The following is a 22,422-nucleotide window of genomic DNA, read 5'->3' as shown; positions in this document are numbered from 1 at the left end:
GCGGCACCGCGAGGGAACCGTCACGATTGACGTCACGCCCACGGCGTCCCCCCGGGAAGGGCGTCCCCGCCGGCCCTTCGCGCGTCCGGTACGGGCGTCAGTCGTCCTTGCCCCGACCGGTCAGCGCGTCACGCATACGGTCCACGAGGCCCATGCCGGGGGCGAGCAGCTTGTTGGCCGGAGGGGTGTCCGGGGCCGCCGGGTGGGGCCGGGTCGGCGCCGTCTTCTTGGCCGTACGAACCTTCTCACCGAGGCCGTTCAGGACGTCCGCCGAGCAGGACTCGCGCAGCCGGGGGAAGAGGTTGTTCTCCTCGTCCTGGATGTGGGACCGGATCTCCGTCATCAGCTGGGTGATCAGCAGGTCGAAGTCCGGGTCGTCGGCCTCGCACCGCTCCAGGGCCTTCATGGTGCGCTCGGCCTCGGCGTGGTCCTCCAGTTCCCGGTCGGCGATCGCGTCACCGTTCGGGATGTGCTCGCGGACCGCCGGGTAGAGGTAGGCCTCCTCGGCGACCGAGTGACGTACCAGTTCGATGGTGACCTTGTCCACGTACTGCTTGCGCTGGGGGTCACCGGAGGCCAGTGCCTCGATCTCGCCGAACATCTCCTCCACTTCCTGGTGGTCGGTGGTCAGTTCGGCGATGACGTCTCCGCCGTGTCCCATGTCCTCGCTCCTTTCCTGCTGCTCCCGGCCGTCCGTCCCGGCGGCCTCCCTTGCGGGGGTCAGTGAAACGCCTCCGCGCCCGTACACGAGGCATTGACGCCGCGGCGAGGTGGCCGGCCGGACCGACGGGCCGAGGCCACCGCCGCTCGCGTGGCCTGCGCCGATCCCTGGCCGGCGGTCGCCCGGCCGGTGTCCTCGGATGATCCCAAGTACCCACGAACGGCCCAGTCACGCGGCTCTCGCCCCCTCTCCGCGGGCTGCGGGGACTCACCGGTCGCGAGCGGGACCGGCACATGTGAAACTCGTTTCTCGGGCGTCCTCCGCCGACGGTGCGCATCCAGCCACCGTTCCGATGCCGAGGCGGAGGAACCGCCCCGGGGCCGTTCGGCCCCCCGGCGTTCAGCGCCCGTCCCGCGCTGGGCGTTCACCACAGCGTCGTGGTGAGCGTTTCCCAGGAGAGTCCGCGCCGGACCAGTGATCCCCACATGCGCTGAAGCGGCGCGCCGTCATGCCCGGCACGCCCAGGAAGCGACACGCCGTCACCGTACGGAGGAGATCGCCATGACCCTCGCCTTCTCACCGAACTGGCAGCACGCCGTCGTCACCGGCGGCGCGGGTTTCGTCGGTTCGCATCTGTGTACGGAACTGCTGGACTCGGGTGTGGACGTCACCTGCGTCGACGACCTCAGTACCGGCCGTCTCGACAACGTCGCCGCGCTCCTGGACCGTCCCGGATTCACCATGCTGCGAGCCGATGTCGCGGAGGGGATCCCGGTCGATCGCCCCGCGGACCTGGTCCTGCACTTCGCTTCCCCCGCGTCCCCCGCCGACTATCTCCGGCTGCCCCTGCACACGATGGACACCGGGAGCCTCGGCACGCGGCACGCGCTGGAACTCGCCAACGCGTCCGGAGCCCGCTTCCTCCTCGCCTCCACGTCGGAGGTGTACGGAGATCCCCAGCAGAACCCGCAGGACGAACGCTACTGGGGCCATGTGAACCCCGTCGGGCCACGGAGCGTGTACGACGAGGCCAAACGCTTCGGCGAGGCGCTGACCACCGCCCACGCCGACGCGCTGGGCACCGACACCGGCATCGTGCGGCTGTTCAACACCTACGGCCCGCGGATGCGCGGCCACGACGGCCGCGCGGTACCGACGTTCGTCCGGCAGGCGCTCGCCGGCGAGCCGCTCACGGTCACCGGGGACGGGCGGCAGACCCGCTCGCTGTGTTACGTCGACGACACCGTGCGCGGTGTGCTCACGGCGGCGGCCCACGGCATGCGCGGCCCCGTGAACATCGGCAACCCCGGTGAGATCACCATGCTCGACCTGGCCCGCCTGGTCATCGACCTCACCGGCTCCGACTCCGAGATCCGCTTCATCGAACGCCCCACCGACGACCCGGCGTTGCGCTGCCCGGACATCAGCCTGGCCCGCGACAAGCTCGGCTGGGAGCCGCGTGTGCCACCGGTGGAAGGGCTGCGCCGCACGATCGACTGGTTCCGCGCCGGGACGGAGGACACGGCGGCGCTCCCACGCCCCTGAACCAGAACCCCGGCCCGAGCACCCGGCACCGGATCGCCCCGCCGGCCCTTCGCACGCCCGGCAACGGCGTCACCCCCTCGCCGAAAGGTCCGCCCCTGATGCGCATTCTCGGAATCAACGCGCTGTTCCACGACCCCGCCGCCGCGCTCGTGATCGACGGCCGCACCGTCGCCGCCGCCGAGGAGGAGCGGTTCTCCCGGCGCAAGCACGGGAAGCGGCCGGTGCCGTTCGCCGCCTGGGAGTTGCCGGTGAAGGCCGCCGCCTGGTGCCTGACCCGGGCGGGTCTGCGCCCCCGGGACCTCGACGCGATCACCTATTCCTACGATCCTGAACTGGCCCTGCCCGCCCGGGACATGGGCCTTGACGACCCGTGGGACCACCTCCGGCAGACCTACGCTCGGGAGGCCCCGGGATTCCTCGAGACGGCCCTGCCCGGGATCGACCCCGGCATCGTCCGCTTCGTACCGCACCACATGGCCCATGCCGCCTCGGGCGCGTTCGCCGCGCCTGATGCCGGGAACTCCTCCGTGCTGGTGCTGGACGGCCGCGGCGAACGGGCCTCGCACCTGGCCGCGCACCGCGTCGGCGACCGTCTGGAACCCCTGTACGCGCAGGAACTGCCCCATTCCCTCGGGCTGGTGTACGAGGAGCTGACCGAGCACCTGGGATTCCTGCGCTCCTCCGACGAGTTCAAGGTGATGGCCCTCGCCTCGCACGGCACCCCGCGCATGCTGTCCGAGCTGCGCCGCCATGTGCACCCCACCGGCGACGGCGGGTTCCGCGCCACGGGTGTGCCCTGGCACGCGCTGTGCCCGCCGCGCGGTCCGGACGAGCCGTGGACGCGGGCGCACGCCGATGTCGCGGCCAGTGCCCAGGCCGTCCTGGAGGAGACCCTGCTCGACCTCGTGCGCTGGCTGCACGGGAGGACCCACGACAGCACGCTGACCCTCGCCGGGGGCGTCGCCCTCAATTGTGTCGCCAACTCCCGGATCGCCCGCGAGGGCCCCTTCTCCCGGGTGTGGGTGCAGCCGGCCGCCGGTGACGCCGGGACGGCGCTGGGCGGCGCGCTGCTGCTCGCCGCGGCCGAGGGCGAGGAGCCGGAGCCGATGCCGGGCGCGGATCTCGGCCGGGACTGGTCGGACGCCGAACTCGGGGCCTGGCTGAAGACGGCGGGCGTGCCCTTCGAGCGGCCGGCGGACATCGCCGCGACCGTGGCCCGGTCGCTGGCGGACAACGACATCGTCGCCTGGTTCCAGGGCCGCTCCGAGTACGGGCCGAGGGCGCTCGGCCACCGCTCCCTGCTCGCCCACCCCGGCCACGCGGGCAATCTGGAACGGCTCAACGACGTCAAGGGCCGGGAGCAGTTCCGGCCGGTCGCGCCGATGGTCCTCGCCGAGCGGGCCGGGGAGATCTTCGACGGGCCGCTGCCGAGCCCGTACATGCTGTTCGTGCATGACGTGGCCCCCGAGTGGCGTGAGCGGATCCCGGCCGTCGTGCACGTCGACGGGACGGCCCGTATCCAGACGGTGGACGCCGGGCGGGAGCCGCTGGTGGCCCGCGTGCTCGGCGCCTTCGAGAAGCTGACCGGACTGCCCGTGGTGGTCAACACCAGCCTGAACACGGCGGGCCGGCCCATGGTCGACGATCCCCGGGACGCGCTGGAGTGCTTCGGCTCCTCCCCCGTGGACCTGCTGGCGATCGGCCCGTACGCGGTGCGGCGTCAAGGCCTGTTCGGCACCGGTGACGAAGGAGCGGCCCGATGAGCGACTGCACCCGGCAGCGGCACGCGCACCTCGCCGACCGGGCGGGCTCCGGTGAGGGGAGCGGCGCGTACGCGGTGGTGATCCCGACGCTCGGGCGGCCCAGTCTGCGCGCGTGTCTGGGCGCACTGGCCCGGTCCGAGGGACCGATGCCGGTCCGGGTGGTCGTCGTGGACGACCGTCCCGAGCTGGATGGCGCGCCGCTCGCCCCGGAGATCCCCCCTTCCTTGCGGGAGGTCACGACCCTGGTGAAGGGACGTGCAGAGGGGCCGGCCGCCGCGCGCAACACCGGGTGGCGGGCGGCGGGCCGTGTGCCCTGGATCGTCTTCCTCGACGACGACGTCGTGCCCGGCCCGTCGTGGGCGGACGACCTCGCCCTGGACCTCTCCGCCGCGCCGGCCCACAGCGCCGGGGTCACCGCCCGGATCGAGGTACCGCTTCCGGAGGGGCGGCGGCCCACGGACTGGGAACGCAACACGGCGGGGCTGGCCACGGCCCGGTGGATCACCGCCGACATGGCGTACCGGAGGGAGGCGCTGGAGGCCGTCGACGGTTTCGACGAGCGCTTCCGGCGTGCCTTCCGGGAGGACGCGGACCTCGCGCTGCGCGTACTGGGCGCCGGCTGGACCCTGACCGCGGGAAACCGCCGTACACGGCACCCGGTGCGTCCGGCGGACCGCTGGGTCTCCGTACGGCTGCAGGCGGGCAACGCCGACGACGTGCTGATGACGCGGCGGCACGGCCGGGACTGGTGGGACAGGGCCGGGGCGCCCCGCGGGCGCCTGCCCGGGCATCTGGCGGTGACGGCGCTCGCCGCGACGGGCCTGGCCTGCGCCTTGCTCGGCCGGCCGCGTGCCGCCGCGCTCTGCGTCGCGGGCTGGCTGGCCGGTACGGCCGAGTTCGCGCTGGCCCGGATCGCGCCGGGGCCGCGCACCCGGGACGAGATCGTCGCCATGGCGCTGACCAGCGTGGTCATCCCGCCCGCCGCCACCTGGCACCGGTTGCGTGGGCAGCTCGCGCACCGGGGGACGGCGGCGTTCCGGCCGGCCGCGTCCTCGACGCGCGTGGCCGTCGCGGAAGGGGTGCGGTCATGACGGGGTTCCCGGCGCGCGGTCGCGCGCCCTGGCTGTTCGGCTCCGCCGGCCACGGGCCGCCGCCGACGTCACCGACGGCCTGGGCCGTCCCGCCGGAGGCCGCCCTGCCGGAGGCCGTCCTCTTCGACCGGGACGGCACCCTGGTGGCCGACGTGCCCTACAACGGTGACCCCGAGCGGGTCGAGCCGATGCCGTCGGCGCGGGAGGCCGTCGCGGCCGTGCGGGAGCTGGGCGTCCCGGTCGGCGTCGTGAGCAACCAGTCGGGCGTCGCCCGGGGGCTGCTGACGTACCGGCAGGTGGACGCGGTGCGGCGGCGGGTGGAGGACCTGCTCGGCCCGTTCGACGTCTGGGCGGTGTGCCCGCACGGGCCGGAGGACGGGTGCCCGTGCCGCAAGCCCGCCCCGGGGTTGGTGCTCGCCGCCTGCGACCGGCTCGGCGTACGTGCCGGGCGCACGGTCGTCATCGGGGACATCGGCGCCGACCTGGCCGCCGCCCGCGCCGCTGGCGCGCGGGGGGTGCTCGTGCCCACCCCGGTGACCCGGCGCGAGGAGATCGCCGGCGCCGGCCTCGTGGCCGACGACCTGCTGGGGGCGGTGCGGCTGGTGATGCGTCCGGGGACCGGTGCCGACCGGCCCGGAGCCGTCCCTGCGGGAGGCCGGCGATGAGCACGGCCACCCCTCTCCCCCGCACGCTCGTCGTCCGGCTGGACAGTGCCGGTGACGTGCTGCTGGCAGGCCCCGCCGTCCGCGCGGCGGCGTCGGGCTCCTCCCACACCGCGCTGCTGTGCGGCCCTCAGGGGGTCGCGGCCGGAGGTCTGCTGCCGGGCGTGGACGAGGTGATCGCGTACGACGCCCCCTGGGTGGGCCTGGAACCGCCGCCGGTGTCGCGGGCGGCGACCGACCGGTTGCTGCGGGAGCTGTCGGCCCGGCGCTTCGACCGGGCGCTGGTCCTCGTGTCGTACCACCAGAGCCCGCTGCCGGTCGCGCTGCTGCTGAGGCTGGCCGGGGTCGGCTGGATCGCCGCGGACAGCGAGGACTATCCGGGAGCCCTGCTCGACCTGCGCCACCACCGGCTGCCCCACCGGCACGAGGTCCTCGCCGCCCTGGACCTGGCGCGCGACGCGGGCTTCGCGCTGCCTCCCGGCGACGACGGGACACCGCGTGTGGAGCCGCCGCCGGACACCACACACCTGACCGGTGCCGGGCCGTACGTCGTGCTCCACCCGGGCGCCGCGGTGCCGGCCCGCGCGTGGAGCCCCGCCCGTGCGGCGCGGGCCGCCGCGGCCCTGTCCGCCGCCGGCCACCGGGTGGTGGTGACCGGGGGCCGGGGTGAACGCGACCTCACCTCGTACGTGGCGGGCGGGCACGCGCTGGACCTGGGCGGTGCCACCGATCTGCGGCAGCTGGCCGGGGTCCTCGCGGGGGCCCGGGTGGTGGTGGTCGGCAACACCGGGCCGACGCATCTCGCCGCCGCCGTGGGGACGCCCGTCGTCTGTCTGTTCGCACCGGTGGTGCCGGCCGAACGCTGGGGCCCGTACGGCGTGCCGCACGTCCTGCTCGGGGACCAGGACGCCGCGTGTGCCGGAAGCCGGGCCCGGGACTGCCCGCTGGCCGGGCACCCCTGCCTCGACGGGATCGGCGACCGGGAGGTCCTCGCGGCCGTCGCGGCCCTCGGCGCCCTGCCCGGCCGCCGCACCTCGGGGACCGCCCGGCCCGGGCCACGAGGCCCCGCCGCGGACCCGCCTCCGGAACGGGGCGGAGACCGCGCGACGCGACGAGGAGCGACCGTATGAACATCCTGCTGTGGCATGTACACGGCTCCTGGACCACGGCCTTCGTGCAGGGCCCGCACACCTACCTCGTTCCGGTCACGCCGGATCGCGGGCCGGACGGCCTCGGCCGGGCCCGTACGTTCTCCTGGCCGGCCTCGGTGCGCGAGGTGACGCCCGAGGAGCTGCGGGAGACGCCGGTGGACCTGGTCATCCTGCAACGGCCGCACGAACTGGAGCTCGCCGAGCGATGGCTGGGCGGGCGGCGTCCCGGACGCGACGTACCCGCCGTCCATCTGGAGCACAACGCCCCGGACGGCGACGTCCCGAACACCCGGCACCCGTTCGCCGACCGCGACGACCTGACGCTCGTGCACGTCACCCACTTCAACCGGCTGTTCTGGGACTGCGGCTCCACCCGCACCGAGGTGATCGAGCACGGCATCGTCGACCCGGGTCATCGGTACACCGGCCGGCTCGCGCGGGCGGCCGTCGTGGTCAACGAGCCGGTACGGCGGGGCCGTCACACCGGCACCGACCTCCTGCCCGCTCTCGCCGACGCCGTGCCCCTGGACGTGTTCGGCATGCGCACCGAGGGGCTCGCCGCGCGTCTCGGGCTGCCCGGGGATCGCTGTCGCGGCGCCGACCTGCCCCAGCACGAGCTGCACGCCGCCCTGGCCGAGCGCCGCCTGTATCTGCACCCCGTGCGCTGGACGTCTCTCGGGCTCTCCCTGCTGGAGGCGATGCATCTGGGCATGCCGGTCGTGGCCCTCGCCACCACCGAGGCCGTGGAGGCGGTCCCGCCGGGCGCGGGCACCCTCTCCACCCGGCTCGAGGTGCTGGCGAGGGCCGCGCGGACCTATCTGGAGGACCCCGGGGCGGCGGCGGCCGACGGTGCGCGCGCCCGGCAGGCGGCCCTCGAACGCTACGGGCTCAAGCGCTTCCTGGACGACTGGGAGCGCGTGATGACGGAGGCGCGCTCATGAACTCGATCCTCACCCCCTTCCGGTTCGGCGGCGACACTCCCGGTCCGCGTCCCCGGTCGATCGCGCTGGTCTCGGAGCACGCGAGCCCCCTCGCCGTCCTCGGCGGGGTGGACGCGGGCGGGCAGAACGTCCACGTCGCCGCGCTCGCCGCCACCCTCGCCGACCGGGGCCACGAGGTGACGGTGTACACCCGCCGCGACGCGCCGGACCTGCCGGACCGGGTGCGCATGCGGGCCGGGGTGGCGGTGCACCATGTGCCCGCCGGCCCGCCGGAGCAGGTTCCGAAGGACGAACTCCTGCCGTACATGGGGGACTTCGCACGCCATCTGGCCCGCGTGTGGCGGGAGCGGCCACCGGACGTGGTGCACTCGCACTTCTGGATGTCGGGTGTCGCCTCGCTGCGTGCCGCACGCGGGCTGGGGCTGCCGCTGCTGCACACGTACCACGCCCTGGGCACGGTGAAGCGACGGCACCAGCAGCTCGCCGACACGAGCCCGCCCGGGCGCATCGCCCTGGAGCGGGACGTGGGTCTCGGCTGCGACCGGGTCATCGCCACCTGCCGCGACGAGGTCGACGAACTCGTCCGCATGGGCGTCCCGGCGAGCCGGGTCACGATCGTGCCCTGCGGGGTGGACACCGACCTGTTCACCCCGCGCGGGCCCGCCATGGAACGCGGCCCCTTCTCCCACCGGATCCTGCAGCTGGGGCGGCTGGTCCCGCGCAAGGGCGCGGCCGTCGCCGTCGCCTCCCTCGCCCTGCTGCCGGACGTCGAACTCGTCGTGGCCGGCGGTCCCCCGGCGGACCGGCTCGACGACGACCCGGAGGTCCGCCGGCTGCGCGCGCTCGCCGACGAGGCGGGTGTGGCGGACCGGGTCCGCTTCACCGGCGGGGTGCCCAGCCGGGAGGTGCCGCCGCTGCTGCGCGGCGCCGACGTGGTGGTGTGCCCCGCGGACTACGAGCCGTTCGGCATCGTCCCGCTGGAGGCGATGGCCTGCGGCAGGCCGGTGGTCGCCAGCGCGGTGGGCGGGCAGCTCGACACCGTCGCCGACCCGGGCACCGGGCGGCTGGTGCCGCCGCGCGACCCCGCGGCGCTCGCGCGTGCCGTGGGCGAGCTCCTCGCCGACCCCGCGGCCCGCGCGGCCTGCGGGGAGACCGGCCGCCGACGGGTGCTGCGCCGCTACTGCTGGGACCGTGTCGCCGCGGCGACCGAGGCGGCCTACGAGGAGGTCGTCGACACCCGGCCCGCCATGACCGGCGTGGTCTGACGGCCCGTCATCGCGCCGAACGACCGGCGTGGTCGGACGGTTCCGGCACTCGGCCGGGCCCGAAGGTTCCGTCGCCGCGCCGACCACGGCACCGAGACCGCGAATCCCCGAGGTCCGAAGGAGGTGCGGGTCAGGCCGCCGTCCCCGTGACGCGGCGTACCCGAGCGCCATGGCTGAATCCCCGATGTCCCCCGTACTGGACGCCGCGCATCTGCACTGCCGGTCCCTGGAACAGGCACTCGGCCGGCTCCGCCGCGACGGCCTCGGCCGGATCGCGGAGTGGGGCGGCCTGCTGGCCGGCGTCCTGACGACCGGCGGCAGACTGCTGGCGGCGGGCAACGGCGGCAGCGCCGCACAGGCCCAGCACCTGACCGCCGAACTGGTGGGCCGCTACCGGCAGGAACGGCCGGCGTACTCGGCGATCGCCCTGCACGCGGAGACCTCCAGCGTGACGGCCATCGGCAACGACTACGGCTTCGACCACGTCTTCGCCCGGCAGGTCTCCGCCCACGGCCGCCCCGGGGATCTGCTCCTGCTGCTGTCCACGTCCGGCCGCAGCGCCAACCTGATCACCGCGGCCGTCACCGGACGCCGGGCGGGCCTGCGGGTCTGGGCGATGACCGGGCCCTCGCCCAATCCGCTGGCCGACGCCGCCGACGAGACGCTGGCCGTCGACGCCGACAGCACGGCGACCGTCCAGGAGGCCCACCTGGTCGCCGTGCACCTGCTGTGCGAGTGCTTCGACGCCGCTCTCGCCGGGCCGCCGCTCGGGGCCGCCGTCGGCTCAGGGACCCCTCGCCCGGTACCGGTGCGCGGGAGGGTGTCGTGACCGGGCGCCGACCGCTCGCGGTCGTCGGGGACACCCTGCTCGACGAGGACATCGAGGGCACGGCCTGCCGGTTGGCCCCGGACGCGCCCGCGCCCGTCGTCGACGTCACCGGCAGCCGGCGGCGCCCGGGCGGAGCCGGCCTCGCCGCCGCGCTGGCGGCCCGGGACGGCCGTGACGTCCTCCTGGTGACCGCGCTGGGCGACGACGAGGCCGGCGATGCCGTGCGCCGTGAGCTGCGCGGCCGGGTCCGGCTCGTCGAACTGCCCCTGGACGGCACCCTCCCCGTGAAGACACGGGTCCTCGCGGGTGGTCGTCCCGTCGTCCGGATGGACCGGGGCGGTGGCACGCCCGGCACACCGGACGCGGCCGTGCGGGAGGCGCTGGAGGGGGCCGCCGCGATCCTCGTCGCCGACTACGGCCGCCGCACGGCGGACGCCGTACGGGACGGTCTGGCGGCCGTCGCCCTCCGGACGCCCCTGGTGTGGGACCCGCACCCCAAGGGCGGCGCTCCCGTCCCCGGAGCGCGACTCGTCACACCGAACGCGGCCGAGGCGCTGACGCTGTGCCCCGGCGAGGAGACACCGGTGCGAGCGGGCGTCACACCGGCCGATGGCTGGTGCGCGGCGGGGGTCTCGGAGGCGCCGAACGCCGCGTCCGCCGGCGAGGACACCTCCCTGCGCGCGTACGCGCGGCGGGGCGCGGTGCTGGCCGACCGCTGGCGGGCGGCGGGAGTGGCCGTGACGCTGGGCGAGCGCGGCGCGCTGCTCACCAGGCCCGGCGGGAGCACGCCGATGCTCGTCCCGGCGCCCTACCGGGCCGTGGGCGATCCGTGCGGTGCGGGCGACTGCTTCGCGGCCGCGACGGTCGCGGCACTCGCGGACGGCGCGCTCCCGGAGGAGGCCGTCCAGCGGGCGGTCGCCGAGGCCGCCGCGTTCGTCGCGGCGGGCGGCGCGGGCAACCCGGCGCTGTGGTGCGCGGAGCACCCGGCCCGGCCGGTGGACGAGCCGGTGGATGACGCGTTCGCGCTGGCGGAGCGGGTGCGGGCGCGCGGCGGCACCGTGGTGGCCACCGGCGGCTGCTTCGACCTGCTGCACGCCGGCCATGTGGGCCTGCTGGAGAGCGCCCGGCGCATCGGCGACTGCCTGATCGTGTGCCTCAACTCGGACGCCTCCCTCGCCCGCCGCAAGGGCCCGGGCCGGCCGCTCACCCCGCAGGCCGACCGTGCCCGGGTGCTGGCGGCCCTCGGCAGCGTCGACGCCGTCGTGGTCTTCGAGGAGGACACGCCTCAGGCGCTGCTGCGGCGGCTGCGGCCCGACGTCTGGGTCAAGGGCGGCGACTACGCCGTCCAGGACCTGCCCGAGGCGGAGGTCCTGCGCGCGTGGGGCGGACAAGCGGTCGTCCTGCCGTACCTCGACGGCCGCTCGACCACCCTGCTGGCCCGCCGGGCGGCGCGGGCCGCCGTACCGCTGGGCCCCTCGAAGACCCGGGGCCGGTGACCGTGATCCGCCGCGACCACCGGACGGGAGGAGCCGCGTGAGAGTCGGTCCAGTTCGTGGCCAGGGGGCGGAGGGGCGCCCGCGGGTCCTCGTGCTCCGCGCGCTCGGGCTCGGCGACCTGCTCACCGCCGTACCCGCGTTGCGGGCCCTGCGACGGCAGCTGCCCGGCCACGAGATCGTGCTCGCCGCGCCCGCGCGGCTGGCGGCGGCGACCGCGGCGACCGGTCTGGTGGACCGGCTGCTGCCGACGTCCGCCGCCGGGCGCGCGGTGCCGGCGGAGCTGGACTGGGCGGGGCCCCCGCCAGGCCTCGCGGTGGATCTGCACGGCAACGGCCCGTCGAGCCGTCTGCTGCTCCAGCGGTTGGGCCCACGGCGGCTCTTCGCGTACGCGCATCCGGGGACGCCCGGCGTCTCCGGTCCGGTCTGGCGGGACGACGAGCACGAGCGGGAGCGCTGGTGCCGTCTGCTCGGCTGGTACGGGGTCGAGGCGGACCCCGAGGACCTGGGCATCCCGCCCCCGGCGACGCCCTCCCCGGCACCCGGCGCGGTCGTCGTCCACCCCGGTGCCGATGCCGGGGCGCGCCGCTGGCCGGGGGAACGGTTCGCGGCCGTGGCCCGGCAACTGGTCCGGTGCGGGCTGGACGTCGTGCTGACCGCGGGTGCCGGGGAGGAGGAGGCCGCCCGGTCCGTGGCCGAGGCGGCGGGGCTGCCGGTGGGCGCCGTGCTGGGCGGTGCGGACGGCGATCTGCCGTTCGACCGGCTGGCGGCCCTCGTCGCCGGGGCCCGTTGTGTGGTCGTGGGCGACACCGGGCCCGCCCATCTGGCCGGCGCGCTGGGCACGCCCTCGGTCGTTCTGTTCGGTCCCGTCGCGCCCCGCCTGTGGGGGCCGCCCGCCCATCCGCGGCACCGCGTGCTGTGGCACCCGGCCGACGACGACTCGGCCCGGCCCGGCGACGCCCACGGCGAGGAGCCCGACGAACGGCTGCTTCGGATCACCGTCGACGAGGTCGTCGCCGCGGTGCGCGACCTCCTGCCGCGTGAGCCGTCGTGTGCCGCACCGCCCGGCGACCGCGCCCTCACCACGGAACGCTCCCGATGAGAGCGCGACGGGCTGCCGGGAGCCAGTGCGGGCTGCACGCCGGGAGCCGACGCGGGCCTTGCCCTGCCAGGGGCCGACGCGGGCCTGCCTGCCAGGGGCCGACGCGGGGCCTCGCCGCAGTCCCTGCTCGCGCCCCGGCGCCTGCCGGGGCGCGAGACCTGCCGACCAGGAGGCCTGCGTTCAGGCCGCGGTGCTCAGGCCGCGGTGCTCAGGCCCGGTCGCTGCGCCGTGCCGTGCGCCTTGACGGCTCCCGGGTCGGAGCCGAGGTCTCGCACCCCGTGCTCCTCCACGTCCAGTCGTACCGGTGGCGTCGCCCGGCGACCGCGCAGGACGAGGCCCGCTCCGATCGCGCCCGCGATGACGAGGCCGCCGGTCACGAGGGCGCCGCGCGCCCCGGCCAGCTCCATCAGGAGACCCAGCAGCGGGGGGCCGCCGAGCCCCCAGACCGTGCTGACGCTGCCCCAGACACCGAGCACCCGGCCCCGGAGGTGGGCGGGCGGATCGGTCTGCAGGACGGTCGTGCCCGCGGTGTCGGAGACGGACTCCAGGACGGCCATCGGCAGGACGAGCACCAGCAGCACGGCGAGCGACGGGGAGAACCCGGCGACCGCCTGGAGCAGGGCTCCCCCGGCCGCCAGCAGGCCGACCAGTCGTACGGAGGGGCTGCGCAGCCGGGCGCCGAGGACCGCGCCGAGGATGCCGCCCACGGCGAGGACGGTCGAGACCGTGCCGAACGCCCCGGCACCGCCCGCGAGGGGCCCGGTGACCAGTACGGCCAGGGTGAGCCCGTAGTTCCGCCCGAACACCGAGCTGATCCCGGTGATCCCGGCCAGCGCGACCAGCCGGGGCCGGCGCGCGAAGAAGGTCAGCCCCTCACGCACCGTCATCTCCGAGCGCCCGGCCTTCGGCTTCGCCCCTCGCTGGGCGGGAACGACGGCCGGGGCGGTCCCGGCACCCTGCGACACCTCACGGACCGGACGGAGGAACGGAATGACCGCGGCGACGAACAGGAACGACAGGCCGTTGGCGGTGTACGCGGCGGCCGTGCCGAGGAACGCGACGGTCACGCCGGCGAGCGCGGTCCCGGCGAGCCGTCCCGCGCTGTGCACCAGCGAGCCGACGCCGATCGCGGACGGCACGTCTTCCTTGCGGACGAGATCGTTGCCGAGGAGCGCGCAGGCGGGGCCGTCGACCGTCGCGACGAGCCCGGTCACGGCGGCCAGGACCATCAGCACGGTCAGGTCGAGCCGGTCCAGCGTGACGAGGACGGCGGTCACGAAGGCCACGGCGCCGAGCACGGCCTGGCTGACGGCGGCCGTGGCCTTGCGGGGCCAGCGGTCCACGGCCGCGCCGCCCACGAGGCTCACGAGCAGCGCGGGAGCGGCCTGGACGGAGATGGACAGCCCGGTCGCGGCGGCGGAGCCGGTGATCTGCAGGACCAGGAGGTTCTGCACCGTGAGCTGCATCCAGGTCCCCGCGTTGGACAGGAAGTTCGCGAGGGACCACCAGCGCATGCTGGGGTACTTCAGAGACCGCCAGGGCGAACGCGAAGCGGGCGCGGCGGCACGGGGCGCGGGTACGGGGGCGGGCGCGCGGCCCAGGCGTGATGAAGGCACAGTGAGCTACTCGGAGAGGGTCCGGGGACTCGGGCAGGGACGGACGAGAGGACGGCTGCGGAGGTCGGAACGCCGGCTGCGCTGCGCGGCCGCTCCACCGGATCGGTCCGGGGACGGTGCCACCGGGTCGGCGTCCCACGACAGCTGTGAGGGGGACGCGCCCTCGGGCACGGCGACGCCCATCGTGGCAGACGGGGCGGGCGAGCTCCCGCGAGACCGCCGCGACCGCGGTCGGCCGAACGGTCAACTCCCCCCGCCCGTCACCCCCTTGCCCGACCAGGTGTGCTTGCTCACAGCACTCACCGCACGGGGGCGGCACCCCCCGCCGGACGTGACGCCCGCGACACCGCGTCCCACCCGCGCGGCCGACGCCGTCCCCACCGCCGCAGCCGACGCCGTCCCCGCCCCCGTCGGCTGCCGCGCCGCCGTACCGCCGCACCCGGCGTCGGCGCCCTGGGCCGGTCCGTACGAGCGGCCTTCCCACCAGTCGCACGGGTTGCCTCGTGGATCGTCGGGTACTCGCAGCCGCACATGATCGACACGCCCTCGGGCACCTCCCGGACCACCTCGAGCAAGGGGACGGACATGAACGCGAACCTGCTCGGCATCTATCTCAACGACCATCTGGCCGGTGCCACCGCAGGTGCCGCCCGCTCCCGGCATCTGGCCCGGTCCTGCCATGACGCGGCGTTCGCCCCGGCTGTGGAGGAGGTGGCCGCCGAGATCGCTCAGGACCGGCACAGCTTGACGGACCTGATGAAACGGCTGGATGTCCCGACCCGCCGCTACAAGGTCTCCGCCGGCCGGGCGGCCGAGAAACTGGGCCGGCTGAAGGCAAACGGCCGGCTGGTGCACCGTTCCCCGCTCAGCACCTTGATCGAACTGGAGATGCTGCGGGTGGGAGTGGCCGGCAAGCTCGCGTGCTGGCAGACGCTGCGGCGGCTGTGCGACAGCGACGAACGTCTCGATCCGCACCTGCTGGACGACCTCCTCCGACGTGCCCACCGGCAGCTGCGGACCCTGGAGGAGCTTCACCTGCGGCAGATCACGACCACCTTCCGGACGCCCGACCGAGTGGGCTCGGGAGCACACGGTGAAGGGGGCGACGGTCGGCGTTGACGTTCGACATCACGGCGGCACCGCGCCGAGCCGGCCGGACCGGACAGCCGGGAAGGAGGCACACGCCATGAGCACCCCGGACGAGCTCCCCGCCCTGCGGTCCCTCGATGACGTGGCGGCCCTGGTGCGGCGCACCCCCGGCTGCCATGTGCGCTGGTCGCACGGCCCCGGGGCCGATCAGGACCTCGTGACGAGCAGGGACGGCCTCACGGGCGTACGGCTGCCGGGGCTGTCCGCCAATCCGCTCGACCTGGAGCCCTGGTGGAAGGACCGGCCCGTCGAGCTGTGGGTGGCCCGCCGTCTGTACGACTACTCGCACCTTCCGCGCGAGAGGGGCCCGGGGGTCCGCCCGTGGATCCTGCGCGGCCGGGTCGAGGGCCGGGGCCCCGACAACGAACCCCTGCTCCGTGACGTGGAGCCCGTCGCCTGGATCGACGAGGCGGTCATCGAGGAGGCCCGGGCGACGGTGGCCCGCCAGGAGGGTGAGTGGGGCCCCATGCAACGCGATCCCGAGGAGTCGTCCGAGAAGTCCGGGAGCGGGCGGCGCGAACCCCGTGGCTGAACACCGGACGCCGCCCGGACGCAGACAGCGACGAACCCGACGCACGTGCTCAGACGGACCACCGGCTGCCGTTCGGCGGGCATCGGCCCCGAGGATCCCCGCCACCCGCGGGTCCACCCCCGCCCCTGCCGGGCGGGGGTGGACCACATCTCCGCGCCGCCGGAACTCTGCGACGCCTCCAGCACGGGCACGCACGAGTGATCCGTGCCCGCCTCCGGCGATCTCCGGCTTCCTGGACGGCGCTACCGTCGCGGTCCCGCGAAGGCGTAGGCCGCGGTGCCGGTGATCGCGAGGGTCAGGGCCGTCCAGGTGGCCGCCGTCGTGCCGGGTGGCAGCAGCATCCAGGTCACCACCCGCATCGGCGTACTCGTCGGGGGCGGGGCGATGAGCGAGAACGAGAGCCAGGCGAACGGCACCGTCCAGGCGTACCGGCCACCCGAGAGCGCCGCGCCCAGGGCGGCCAGTCCCATCAGGCCCGCGCTGTCCCGGACGACGAACGCGGTGGTGGCCATGGGCTCGCCCATCGTCTGCACGGTCAGCAGCGCGGTGCCGACGACCGCGCCGGCGAGCAGCACGTGCGCCGCCCTGCGGGGCGCCCAGCGGATCGCGGCCGTCCGGTCCAGCGCGAGGTCCTGCCCGCCGAGCCCGATCGAGGCCGCCATCGCCCCCACGGCGAGGACGAGCACGGGCAGCTGCGGATTGCCGGGTCCCTCGCCCCCGTCCCCGGCGAGTGCCCACACCGCCACCGCGCTGAGGACCATCGCGGCGAAGGACGCGGGTACCTGTCGCGAGCGCGCGTACAGCGTCAGCCACCTCACCGGGACGTACCGCCGTCCAGGATGTCGAGCGGGTCGCCCTTGCAGGAGACGGCGGCGGTGTGGGCCGCCTTGACGCGGGCGATCTGTTCGGACCACGGCAGCGCCTTGAGTTCCTTCCACACCGGGCGGGCCAGGTCGAGCTGGTCGCCCTCCGCGTGCCAGGCACCGTCGAACGGCTTGAGGTCCCCGAGAACCCAGCCGGCCACGACGCTCTGTGCGGCGATCTCGCCGAGCGTGCCGCTCTCCTGGGCGCTGCGGGCGAAGCAGTTCGGCGCCATGCCCTGCGCGAGCAGGACCCGGGTCAGCTCCTCGCCCTTCGCGTCGGCGATCACGCTGTCGTCGAAGTCGACGAGCACGGCGGTACGGGACCGCTCCGGCGCGTCGAAGACTCCCCGTGGGGCGGTGCTCTCCCGGACGGACGTCGGTGCCTCGCCGCCGAGGGCATCCCGCATGAGGCCGAGCGCCTTCTTCCCGGGGCCCGCGAGTTCGGCGAGGCGGTCCTGGTGCACGGTCGCCACGCACACCGGGCCGTTACACACCTGGGCCGCGGCGGCCTCGTCGACGACGTACGTCCGGCGCGGGTCGGCGGGCAGGAGGAGCAGGGCGATCGCCGCGCCCGCCAGGACGGGTGAGAGGGCGAGCAGACGGGCGCGCGGGGTCGCGGCGGCGAGCAGCGCGAGGCCGGTCGCGGCCATGCCGAGGAGCCAGACCGTCTGGCCCACGTGCACGGGGGCGGAGAGGGTGAGGAACACGTCGCGCACGTCGGCCACCATCGGTGACAGCAGCGCGACCCGGTTCGGCGCCGCGACCGCCGTCGGTATCCCCGAGTCGGTCGATATCCGCAGCAGGTTGACGAACACGAAGGCGGCCACGGCCAGCGCGGGCGGGATCAGCGGGGAGGGGAGGTTCCGCCCGATCCCCATGCCCAGCAGGGCCCCCGCGACGAGCGCGAGCAGGCCGACCAGCGATATCGGCAGCCAGCCGAGGTGCGTGTACTCGGTGTCGCCGATCACCTGGACCGCGCATATGAGGAGGAGGAGAGTGAAGGCCGAGGTCAGCGTGATCGCCATCGCGCCGGCGATGGTGACCGCGCGGTGCCGGGCGGGGCGCGGTGTGCTCGTCAGCAGCTCGGAGATGTTCGACCGGTGGTCGCGCAGCCCCTGAAGGGCGCCGAGCGCCACGACGAGCGGCCACACGAAGGCCAGCAGGTAGCGGTTCCACAGGGCCATGGACGTCCACTGGCTCGTCCACAGCGCGGTGCCCTTCCACCACGGTCCGCTCACCAGGTACAGGAACGCCAGGGCGACCGTGAGGGACACGGCGCCGGCCCAGGGGGCGACGGAACGCCTCAGCTCGATGCGCAGGACACGGCCGTTCACCAGGTGCCCCTTCCCTGCCGGGGGTCGAGCAGCAGCGCCGAGTAGCCGCGCTCCAGCGGGCTGTCGCCCACGTGCTCGGGTCCGCCCGCGGCGGCCAGTTCGTCCGGGGTGCCCTGGAAGACCAGCCGGCCTTCGGCGAACAGCACCACGTCGGTGCAGGCGGCGGCGACATCCTCCACCAGATGGGTCGACACGACGACACAGGTGTCCGTGCCCAGTTCCTGCAACAGCTCACGGAAGCGCAGCCGTTGGGCCGGGTCGAGGCCGGCCGTCGGCTCGTCGAGGAGCAGGATCGCCGGGTCGTTGACGATGGCCTGGGCGATCCCGACCCGCCGCACCATGCCGCCCGACAGGGACTTCATCCTGTCGTCGGCGCGGTCCGCGAGGCCGACCCGCTCCACCGCGCGCTGCACCGCCGCGGGGATGTCCGCCTTCGGGACCTCCTTCAGCCACGCCATGTACTCGACGAACTCGCGCACGGTGAAGCGCTTGTAGTAGCCGAACTCCTGCGGCAGATAGCCGATCCGGCGGCGCAGTGCCCGCTGTTCACCGAGGCCGCCCGCGGGCTCCCCGAGCAGTTCCAGGCTGCCCTCGGCGGGGCGCAGCACGGTGGCCAGCGCCCGGATGAGGGTGGTCTTCCCCGCCCCGTTGGGGCCGAGCAGGCCGTGCACGCCGGTGCCCAGCGACAGGTCGAGTCCGTCGACGGCCATCCGCTTCCGGCCGGCCCTGACCTTGAGTCCGGTGGCCCGGATCTGCCAGGCGTACGAGGTCGGGGCGAGGTCGGCCGCGCTCACCGCGGGCGTCATGGGGTGTTCCTTTCCGAAGGTCATTGATGGGCTCCCAGCACGGAGTACGCGCCCCTGCGGGCGATCACGACACCGATGCCGAGCGCGAGGATCAGCCCCCACACGGGCAGGCCGTCCGACTGCAGGGCGAACGTCGTACGGCTGGTGGCCACGGTCGGCGCCACGACCACGGCGGCCCATACGGCCACCAGTCCGACGGCGGCACGGGTCACGCCGACAACGCCGCCGAGCGCCAGAGTCGCCGAGGTGAAGGCCAGGCAGGGCAGCAGCCACCGCCCCGCCGTCACTCCCGTCGCCGAGCCGGCCGTCAGCAGTACGGGGACGACCACGGCGAGGACGGACGCTGTGCGCCGCAGCAGCAGGTCGAGCCCCGCCCTGGGCACCGAGGCGGTCAGCTCGTACGCCGGGTCCAGTCCGCGCGACCACGACGCCGCGACGCCGAGTACGGGCAGCACCGGCGCGAGCAGCAGCACCGGCGACACCTTGCCGGTGCCCAGGCCGGTGTCGGCCAGGTCGAGCACCAGCGCGAGCAGCGTCACGCTCGCGGCCATGGCCAGCCAGGGCACCATCGTGGGCGTCAGCCACCCCGACAGCCACGCCGGCCGGCGCCGTCGGCGGGGCATCGTGCGGGTGGTGGCCACCTGGGGTTCGAGGTCGGCCCACACATGCGCGACGAGCGATGTCACGGCGGGCGTCCGGTCCGCGACCGCGTCCGACAGCCGGTCCCGGCAGACCCGGCAGGTCTCCAGATGGGCCTCCAGGGCCCACACCTCGTCGGCGGCGATGTCCGTGTCGCCGCGTGCGTAAGCGTCGATGATCCTCGTCGACGCGTGTTCCACGCTCATGCCAGCGCCCTCCGCATCTCGGTCCGGGCCCGGCGGGCACGGGTCTTGACCGTGCCCTCGGGCACGCCGAGCAGGACCGAGGTCTCCCGGACGGACAGTCCGTCGAGCACCATGGCCTGCAGTACCTGTCTGAGTTCGGGCGCGAGGCGCCGCAGCGCGTCCCCGACGTCACCGCCGACGGTCGCCGCGAGCGCCTCCTCCTCGGCGGCGGGCGCCATGGACTGCGGGGCGGCCGCGGGCGGTGGTTCCGCGTGGTGGGCCCGGCGCCGGAACGCGTCGACGAGACGGCGGGCCGCGATGGTCCACAGCCAGCCGACGGCTGTTCCTCCCACCGCGCTCCCGGCGAACGCGCCCGCGGCGCGCCACACCGCCAGATACGTCTCCTGCATGACCTCGGCGACGATCTGCTCGTCGGCGCAGCGGCGACGCAGTCGTACCGCCAGCCATGGCGCGGTACGCCGGTACAGCTCCTCGAACGCCGCGCGGTCTCCCCTGGCGACCAGCTGGACGAGGCGCTCCTCGTCCGGCTCTCCCGGTGCCTTCCTGACTGATCTCACACCCGCTAGACGTGCGGGCCGGGCGGCGGGTTTTCCTCCTGCCGTGATCCCCGTCACAGGGCCATGCGGCAGCCGGCGGACACCATGCCATGCACGCTTGGCGAGGTGGTCACCTGACGAAGCGGTATTTCAGGTGGGTGGCGAGGGGTGTGTGGACGACACGCGTCGTTTCGAGGGCGTGCCGCCCGGCTCCGGCGCCGAGTCCTTCGAACAGTCGTAGTCCGTCTCCGAGGAGCGCGGGCACCACGTGCAGTTGCAGCTCGTCGATGAGGCCCTCCGCGAGGTACTGCCGCACCGTGCTCGCCCCGCCCGCGATGTCGACGTTCCGGTCCCCGGCGGCCGCCCTCGCCCGGTCGAGGGCGCTGTGGACACCGTCGGTGACGAAGGTGAACGTGGTGCCGCCCTCCTTGACCAGGGTGGGCCGGGGGCGATGGGTGAGCACGAAGACCGGGGTCCGGAACGGCGGGTTGTCGCCCCAGAACTCCTCGCCCGTGTCGAACATCATCCGGCCCATGACGACCGCTCCGGTGGCGTCGAACCACTCCCGCATCAGCTCGGAGTCACGGTTCTCCTCCCCACCCGCCATGCCCTGGCGCTCCCGCCAGCTCGCCAGGTTGTGGATCCACTCGAAGAGCGGCTCGGCGCCGTCGCCTCCGGGGTTGTCGAGGGAGACGTCGGTGCCGGCGATGTAGCCGTCGAGGGAGATGGCCAGGTCCGCGGTCACGGTCACGGTCACGAGGGGCGCTCCTGAAGTCCTTGGGGGATGTTCTGCCTTCACTCTCACGTCGATCGGGAACCGGCGCGTTCGACAGATCACCCCACTCACTCTCGCCGCTCCTCCGCGATGGGACTGGTGACACCGGTGTGGTTTTGAGGCTTATTTGTGTTTTTGCCGGGAACTCGCATGGCGCAACGGTCGTCGGCGGGGTCTGCGGCCCCGCCGGGCGATCTCGGGTACGGATGAGGGAGAGGCCGTGACCGTTCGTGTAGGCGTAGAAGAAGAATTCCATGTGGTGGACGTGGCGAGCGGGCGGCTCGTGCCGGGTGCCGGTGCGCTCCTCGGCCGCCTGCGCGGATCCCAGTTCAAACCCGAGCTGCAGCGGTCCGCCGTGGAGTGGAACAGCCCGGTGCACGCCTCCCTGGACTCCCTGCACACCGATCTGTCCGGGGCGCGCCGGCGGCTGGACGCGGCGGCCTCCCCTCTCGGACTGGCCGTCGTCGCGGCCGGCACCGTGCCGTTCGCGCGGGTGACGTCCGGTGATGTCACCCCCGATTGCCGCTACCGGCACATGGTCGACGCGTACCGACGGGTCGCCGACGAGCATCTCGTGTGCAGTGCGCAGGTCCATGTCGACGTACCCGACCGTGACACGGCGGTCCGGATCATGTGCGCCGTCTCGCCGTGGCTGCCCCCGCTGCTGGCTCTGTCCGCCAGCTCGCCGTTCTGGCTGGGCGCCGACACGGGCTACGCCAGCTGGCGCACGATGCTGTGGCAGCGCTGGCCCACCGCCGGGCCGGTCGGCTGCTTCGCCACAGCCGCCGAGTACGACGCCACGATCCAGGAGCTGATCGGCTCCGGCGTGATCAGCGATCCGGGAATGGTCTATTACGACGTCCGGCCGTGCGCCCACCAGGGAACCCTGGAGCTGCGCATCTGCGACGCCTGCCCGCGCGCCGAGACGGTCGTGCTCGTCGCCGGACTGTTCCGCGCCCTGGTCGAGGACGCGCGGATCCGGCTGGAGCGGGGCGACCGGGTCTGCGACGGCAGGCACGAATGGCTCCGGGCCTCGGCCTGGCGTGCGGCCCGGGCCGGTCTGGAGAGCACCCTGGTCGACCCGGTCACCCGTCTGGCCGCGCCCGCCGCCACCGTCCTGCGCGACATGCTCCGAAGCCTGCGCCCCGCCCTGGAGGCCTTCGGCGACTGGGACACCGTACGCGCCCTCCTGGAGGAGGCGCTGGCTCGGGGGAGCGCGGCTCACCGCCTGCGCGGGGTCGCCGAGGAGGAGGGCCTGCTCGCCTGCGTCAGGACGCTGGTCGCGGAGACCCGTGGCGAGTACGGGCGCAGCCGTGCTCTCGGAGCCGAACGCCGGCCCGTCGCGGCGGCCGGTACCGCCCCGCCGGCGGCCTCGGCACCGTACTCGGTGGAGGCCGTCGGCGGCTGAGACCGCCGTCCGCCCCCGTGTGCCGGTGCCCCTGTGATCAAGGAGAGTGTTCGCA

General features: G+C 74.8%; 22 protein-coding genes. 14 read left to right on the top strand and 8 right to left on the bottom strand.

The annotated features are described in order from the left end of the window. Positions 1–97 precede the first annotated feature (97 nt). The gene (locus ACWD26_RS02210) at positions 98–661 is read right to left on the bottom strand and encodes a hemerythrin domain-containing protein (protein ID WP_451265234.1); all 564 of its coding nucleotides are present in this window, start codon (positions 659–661) and stop codon (positions 98–100) included. A gap of 561 nt (positions 662–1,222) precedes the next feature. Between ACWD26_RS02210 and ACWD26_RS02205 the strand changes: the two genes are divergently transcribed. The 10 genes from ACWD26_RS02205 to ACWD26_RS02160 all read left to right on the top strand — a co-directional run bounded on the left by ACWD26_RS02205 (position 1,223) and on the right by ACWD26_RS02160 (position 12,503). Continuing rightward, entirely contained in the window at positions 1,223–2,206 is a 984-nt protein-coding gene (locus tag ACWD26_RS02205; RefSeq protein WP_451265232.1) for an NAD-dependent epimerase/dehydratase family protein, read from the top strand. Between the two features lie 98 nt (positions 2,207–2,304). Then, on the top strand, positions 2,305–3,969 hold the full coding sequence (locus tag ACWD26_RS02200) for a carbamoyltransferase family protein (protein ID WP_451265230.1): 1,665 nt from the start codon (positions 2,305–2,307) through the stop codon (positions 3,967–3,969). Then, positions 3,966–5,060, top strand: coding sequence for a glycosyltransferase family 2 protein (locus ACWD26_RS02195; RefSeq protein WP_451265228.1), 1,095 nt, complete (start codon positions 3,966–3,968; stop codon positions 5,058–5,060). Before ACWD26_RS02200 ends, ACWD26_RS02195 begins: the two co-directional genes overlap by 4 nt. Next, entirely contained in the window at positions 5,057–5,725 is a 669-nt protein-coding gene (locus ACWD26_RS02190) for a D-glycero-alpha-D-manno-heptose-1,7-bisphosphate 7-phosphatase (RefSeq protein ID WP_451265226.1), read from the top strand. The genes ACWD26_RS02195 and ACWD26_RS02190 overlap by 4 nt, the downstream gene beginning before the upstream one ends. Further along, positions 5,722–6,852, top strand: a complete 1,131-nt coding sequence (locus tag ACWD26_RS02185) for a glycosyltransferase family 9 protein (protein WP_451265224.1) — start codon at positions 5,722–5,724, stop codon at positions 6,850–6,852. Before ACWD26_RS02190 ends, ACWD26_RS02185 begins: the two co-directional genes overlap by 4 nt. Then, positions 6,849–7,814, top strand: a complete 966-nt coding sequence (locus tag ACWD26_RS02180; protein WP_451265222.1) for a glycosyltransferase — start codon at positions 6,849–6,851, stop codon at positions 7,812–7,814. The genes ACWD26_RS02185 and ACWD26_RS02180 overlap by 4 nt, the downstream gene beginning before the upstream one ends. Further along, the gene (locus tag ACWD26_RS02175; RefSeq protein WP_451265220.1) at positions 7,811–9,079 is read left to right on the top strand and encodes a glycosyltransferase; all 1,269 of its coding nucleotides are present in this window, start codon (positions 7,811–7,813) and stop codon (positions 9,077–9,079) included. Before ACWD26_RS02180 ends, ACWD26_RS02175 begins: the two co-directional genes overlap by 4 nt. A gap of 169 nt (positions 9,080–9,248) precedes the next feature. Then, positions 9,249–9,908 carry a D-sedoheptulose-7-phosphate isomerase gene (locus ACWD26_RS02170; protein WP_451265218.1) on the top strand — a complete coding sequence of 220 codons (660 nt, stop codon included), beginning with the start codon at positions 9,249–9,251 and terminating at the stop codon, positions 9,906–9,908. After that, positions 9,905–11,404 (top strand): D-glycero-beta-D-manno-heptose 1-phosphate adenylyltransferase, encoded by a 1,500-nt coding sequence (gene rfaE2, locus ACWD26_RS02165; RefSeq protein WP_451265217.1) that lies wholly within the window; start codon positions 9,905–9,907, stop codon positions 11,402–11,404. The genes ACWD26_RS02170 and rfaE2 overlap by 4 nt, the downstream gene beginning before the upstream one ends. 37 nt (positions 11,405–11,441) lie before the next feature. After that, a complete protein-coding gene (locus ACWD26_RS02160; RefSeq protein WP_451265215.1) occupies positions 11,442–12,503 on the top strand; it encodes a glycosyltransferase family 9 protein in 1,062 nt (353 codons plus the stop codon). 194 nt (positions 12,504–12,697) lie between these two features. Here the strand turns inward: ACWD26_RS02160 and ACWD26_RS02155 are convergent, their stop codons facing one another. Next, positions 12,698–14,017 carry an MFS transporter gene (locus ACWD26_RS02155; protein ID WP_451265213.1) on the bottom strand — a complete coding sequence of 440 codons (1,320 nt, stop codon included), beginning with the start codon at positions 14,015–14,017 and terminating at the stop codon, positions 12,698–12,700. Positions 14,018–14,704: 687 nt separating this feature from the next. Between ACWD26_RS02155 and ACWD26_RS02150 the strand changes: the two genes are divergently transcribed. The 3 genes from ACWD26_RS02150 to ACWD26_RS02140 all read left to right on the top strand — a co-directional run bounded on the left by ACWD26_RS02150 (position 14,705) and on the right by ACWD26_RS02140 (position 16,001). Then, complete coding sequence (locus tag ACWD26_RS02150; protein ID WP_451265211.1) at positions 14,705–15,238, top strand: hypothetical protein; 534 nt, start codon at positions 14,705–14,707, stop codon at positions 15,236–15,238. 67 nt (positions 15,239–15,305) lie between these two features. Further along, positions 15,306–15,800 carry a DUF6098 family protein gene (locus ACWD26_RS02145; RefSeq protein ID WP_451265210.1) on the top strand — a complete coding sequence of 165 codons (495 nt, stop codon included), beginning with the start codon at positions 15,306–15,308 and terminating at the stop codon, positions 15,798–15,800. A 45-nt stretch (positions 15,801–15,845) separates the two neighbouring features. After that, positions 15,846–16,001 (top strand): hypothetical protein, encoded by a 156-nt coding sequence (locus ACWD26_RS02140; protein ID WP_451265208.1) that lies wholly within the window; start codon positions 15,846–15,848, stop codon positions 15,999–16,001. Between the two features lie 41 nt (positions 16,002–16,042). Here ACWD26_RS02140 and ACWD26_RS02135 read toward each other — a convergent pair whose 3' ends face one another. The 6 genes from ACWD26_RS02135 to ACWD26_RS02110 all read right to left on the bottom strand — a co-directional run bounded on the left by ACWD26_RS02135 (position 16,043) and on the right by ACWD26_RS02110 (position 20,935). Next, entirely contained in the window at positions 16,043–16,618 is a 576-nt protein-coding gene (locus ACWD26_RS02135; protein ID WP_451265206.1) for a hypothetical protein, read from the bottom strand. Then, positions 16,615–17,997 carry a hypothetical protein gene (locus ACWD26_RS02130; protein WP_451265205.1) on the bottom strand — a complete coding sequence of 461 codons (1,383 nt, stop codon included), beginning with the start codon at positions 17,995–17,997 and terminating at the stop codon, positions 16,615–16,617. The genes ACWD26_RS02135 and ACWD26_RS02130 overlap by 4 nt, the downstream gene beginning before the upstream one ends. Further along, complete coding sequence (locus tag ACWD26_RS02125; protein ID WP_451265203.1) at positions 17,994–18,827, bottom strand: ABC transporter ATP-binding protein; 834 nt, start codon at positions 18,825–18,827, stop codon at positions 17,994–17,996. Before ACWD26_RS02125 ends, ACWD26_RS02130 begins: the two co-directional genes overlap by 4 nt. Continuing rightward, positions 18,824–19,648, bottom strand: a complete 825-nt coding sequence (locus ACWD26_RS02120) for a zf-HC2 domain-containing protein (RefSeq protein ID WP_451265201.1) — start codon at positions 19,646–19,648, stop codon at positions 18,824–18,826. The genes ACWD26_RS02125 and ACWD26_RS02120 overlap by 4 nt, the downstream gene beginning before the upstream one ends. Further along, entirely contained in the window at positions 19,645–20,205 is a 561-nt protein-coding gene (locus tag ACWD26_RS02115; protein ID WP_451265200.1) for an RNA polymerase sigma factor, read from the bottom strand. Before ACWD26_RS02115 ends, ACWD26_RS02120 begins: the two co-directional genes overlap by 4 nt. Before the next feature lie 109 nt (positions 20,206–20,314). Next, positions 20,315–20,935 carry a dihydrofolate reductase family protein gene (locus ACWD26_RS02110; protein ID WP_451265287.1) on the bottom strand — a complete coding sequence of 207 codons (621 nt, stop codon included), beginning with the start codon at positions 20,933–20,935 and terminating at the stop codon, positions 20,315–20,317. A gap of 244 nt (positions 20,936–21,179) precedes the next feature. On the opposite strand from ACWD26_RS02110, the gene ACWD26_RS02105 reads away from it, so the two are divergent. Beyond that, entirely contained in the window at positions 21,180–22,367 is a 1,188-nt protein-coding gene (locus ACWD26_RS02105; RefSeq protein WP_451265198.1) for a carboxylate-amine ligase, read from the top strand. Positions 22,368–22,422: the final 55 nt, after the last annotated feature.

The sequence above is a fragment of the Streptomyces sp. NPDC002787 genome, assembly GCF_053592095.1.
The sequence above is the reverse complement of the archived record's forward strand: the minus strand, read 5'-3'. Positions and strand labels throughout refer to the sequence as shown.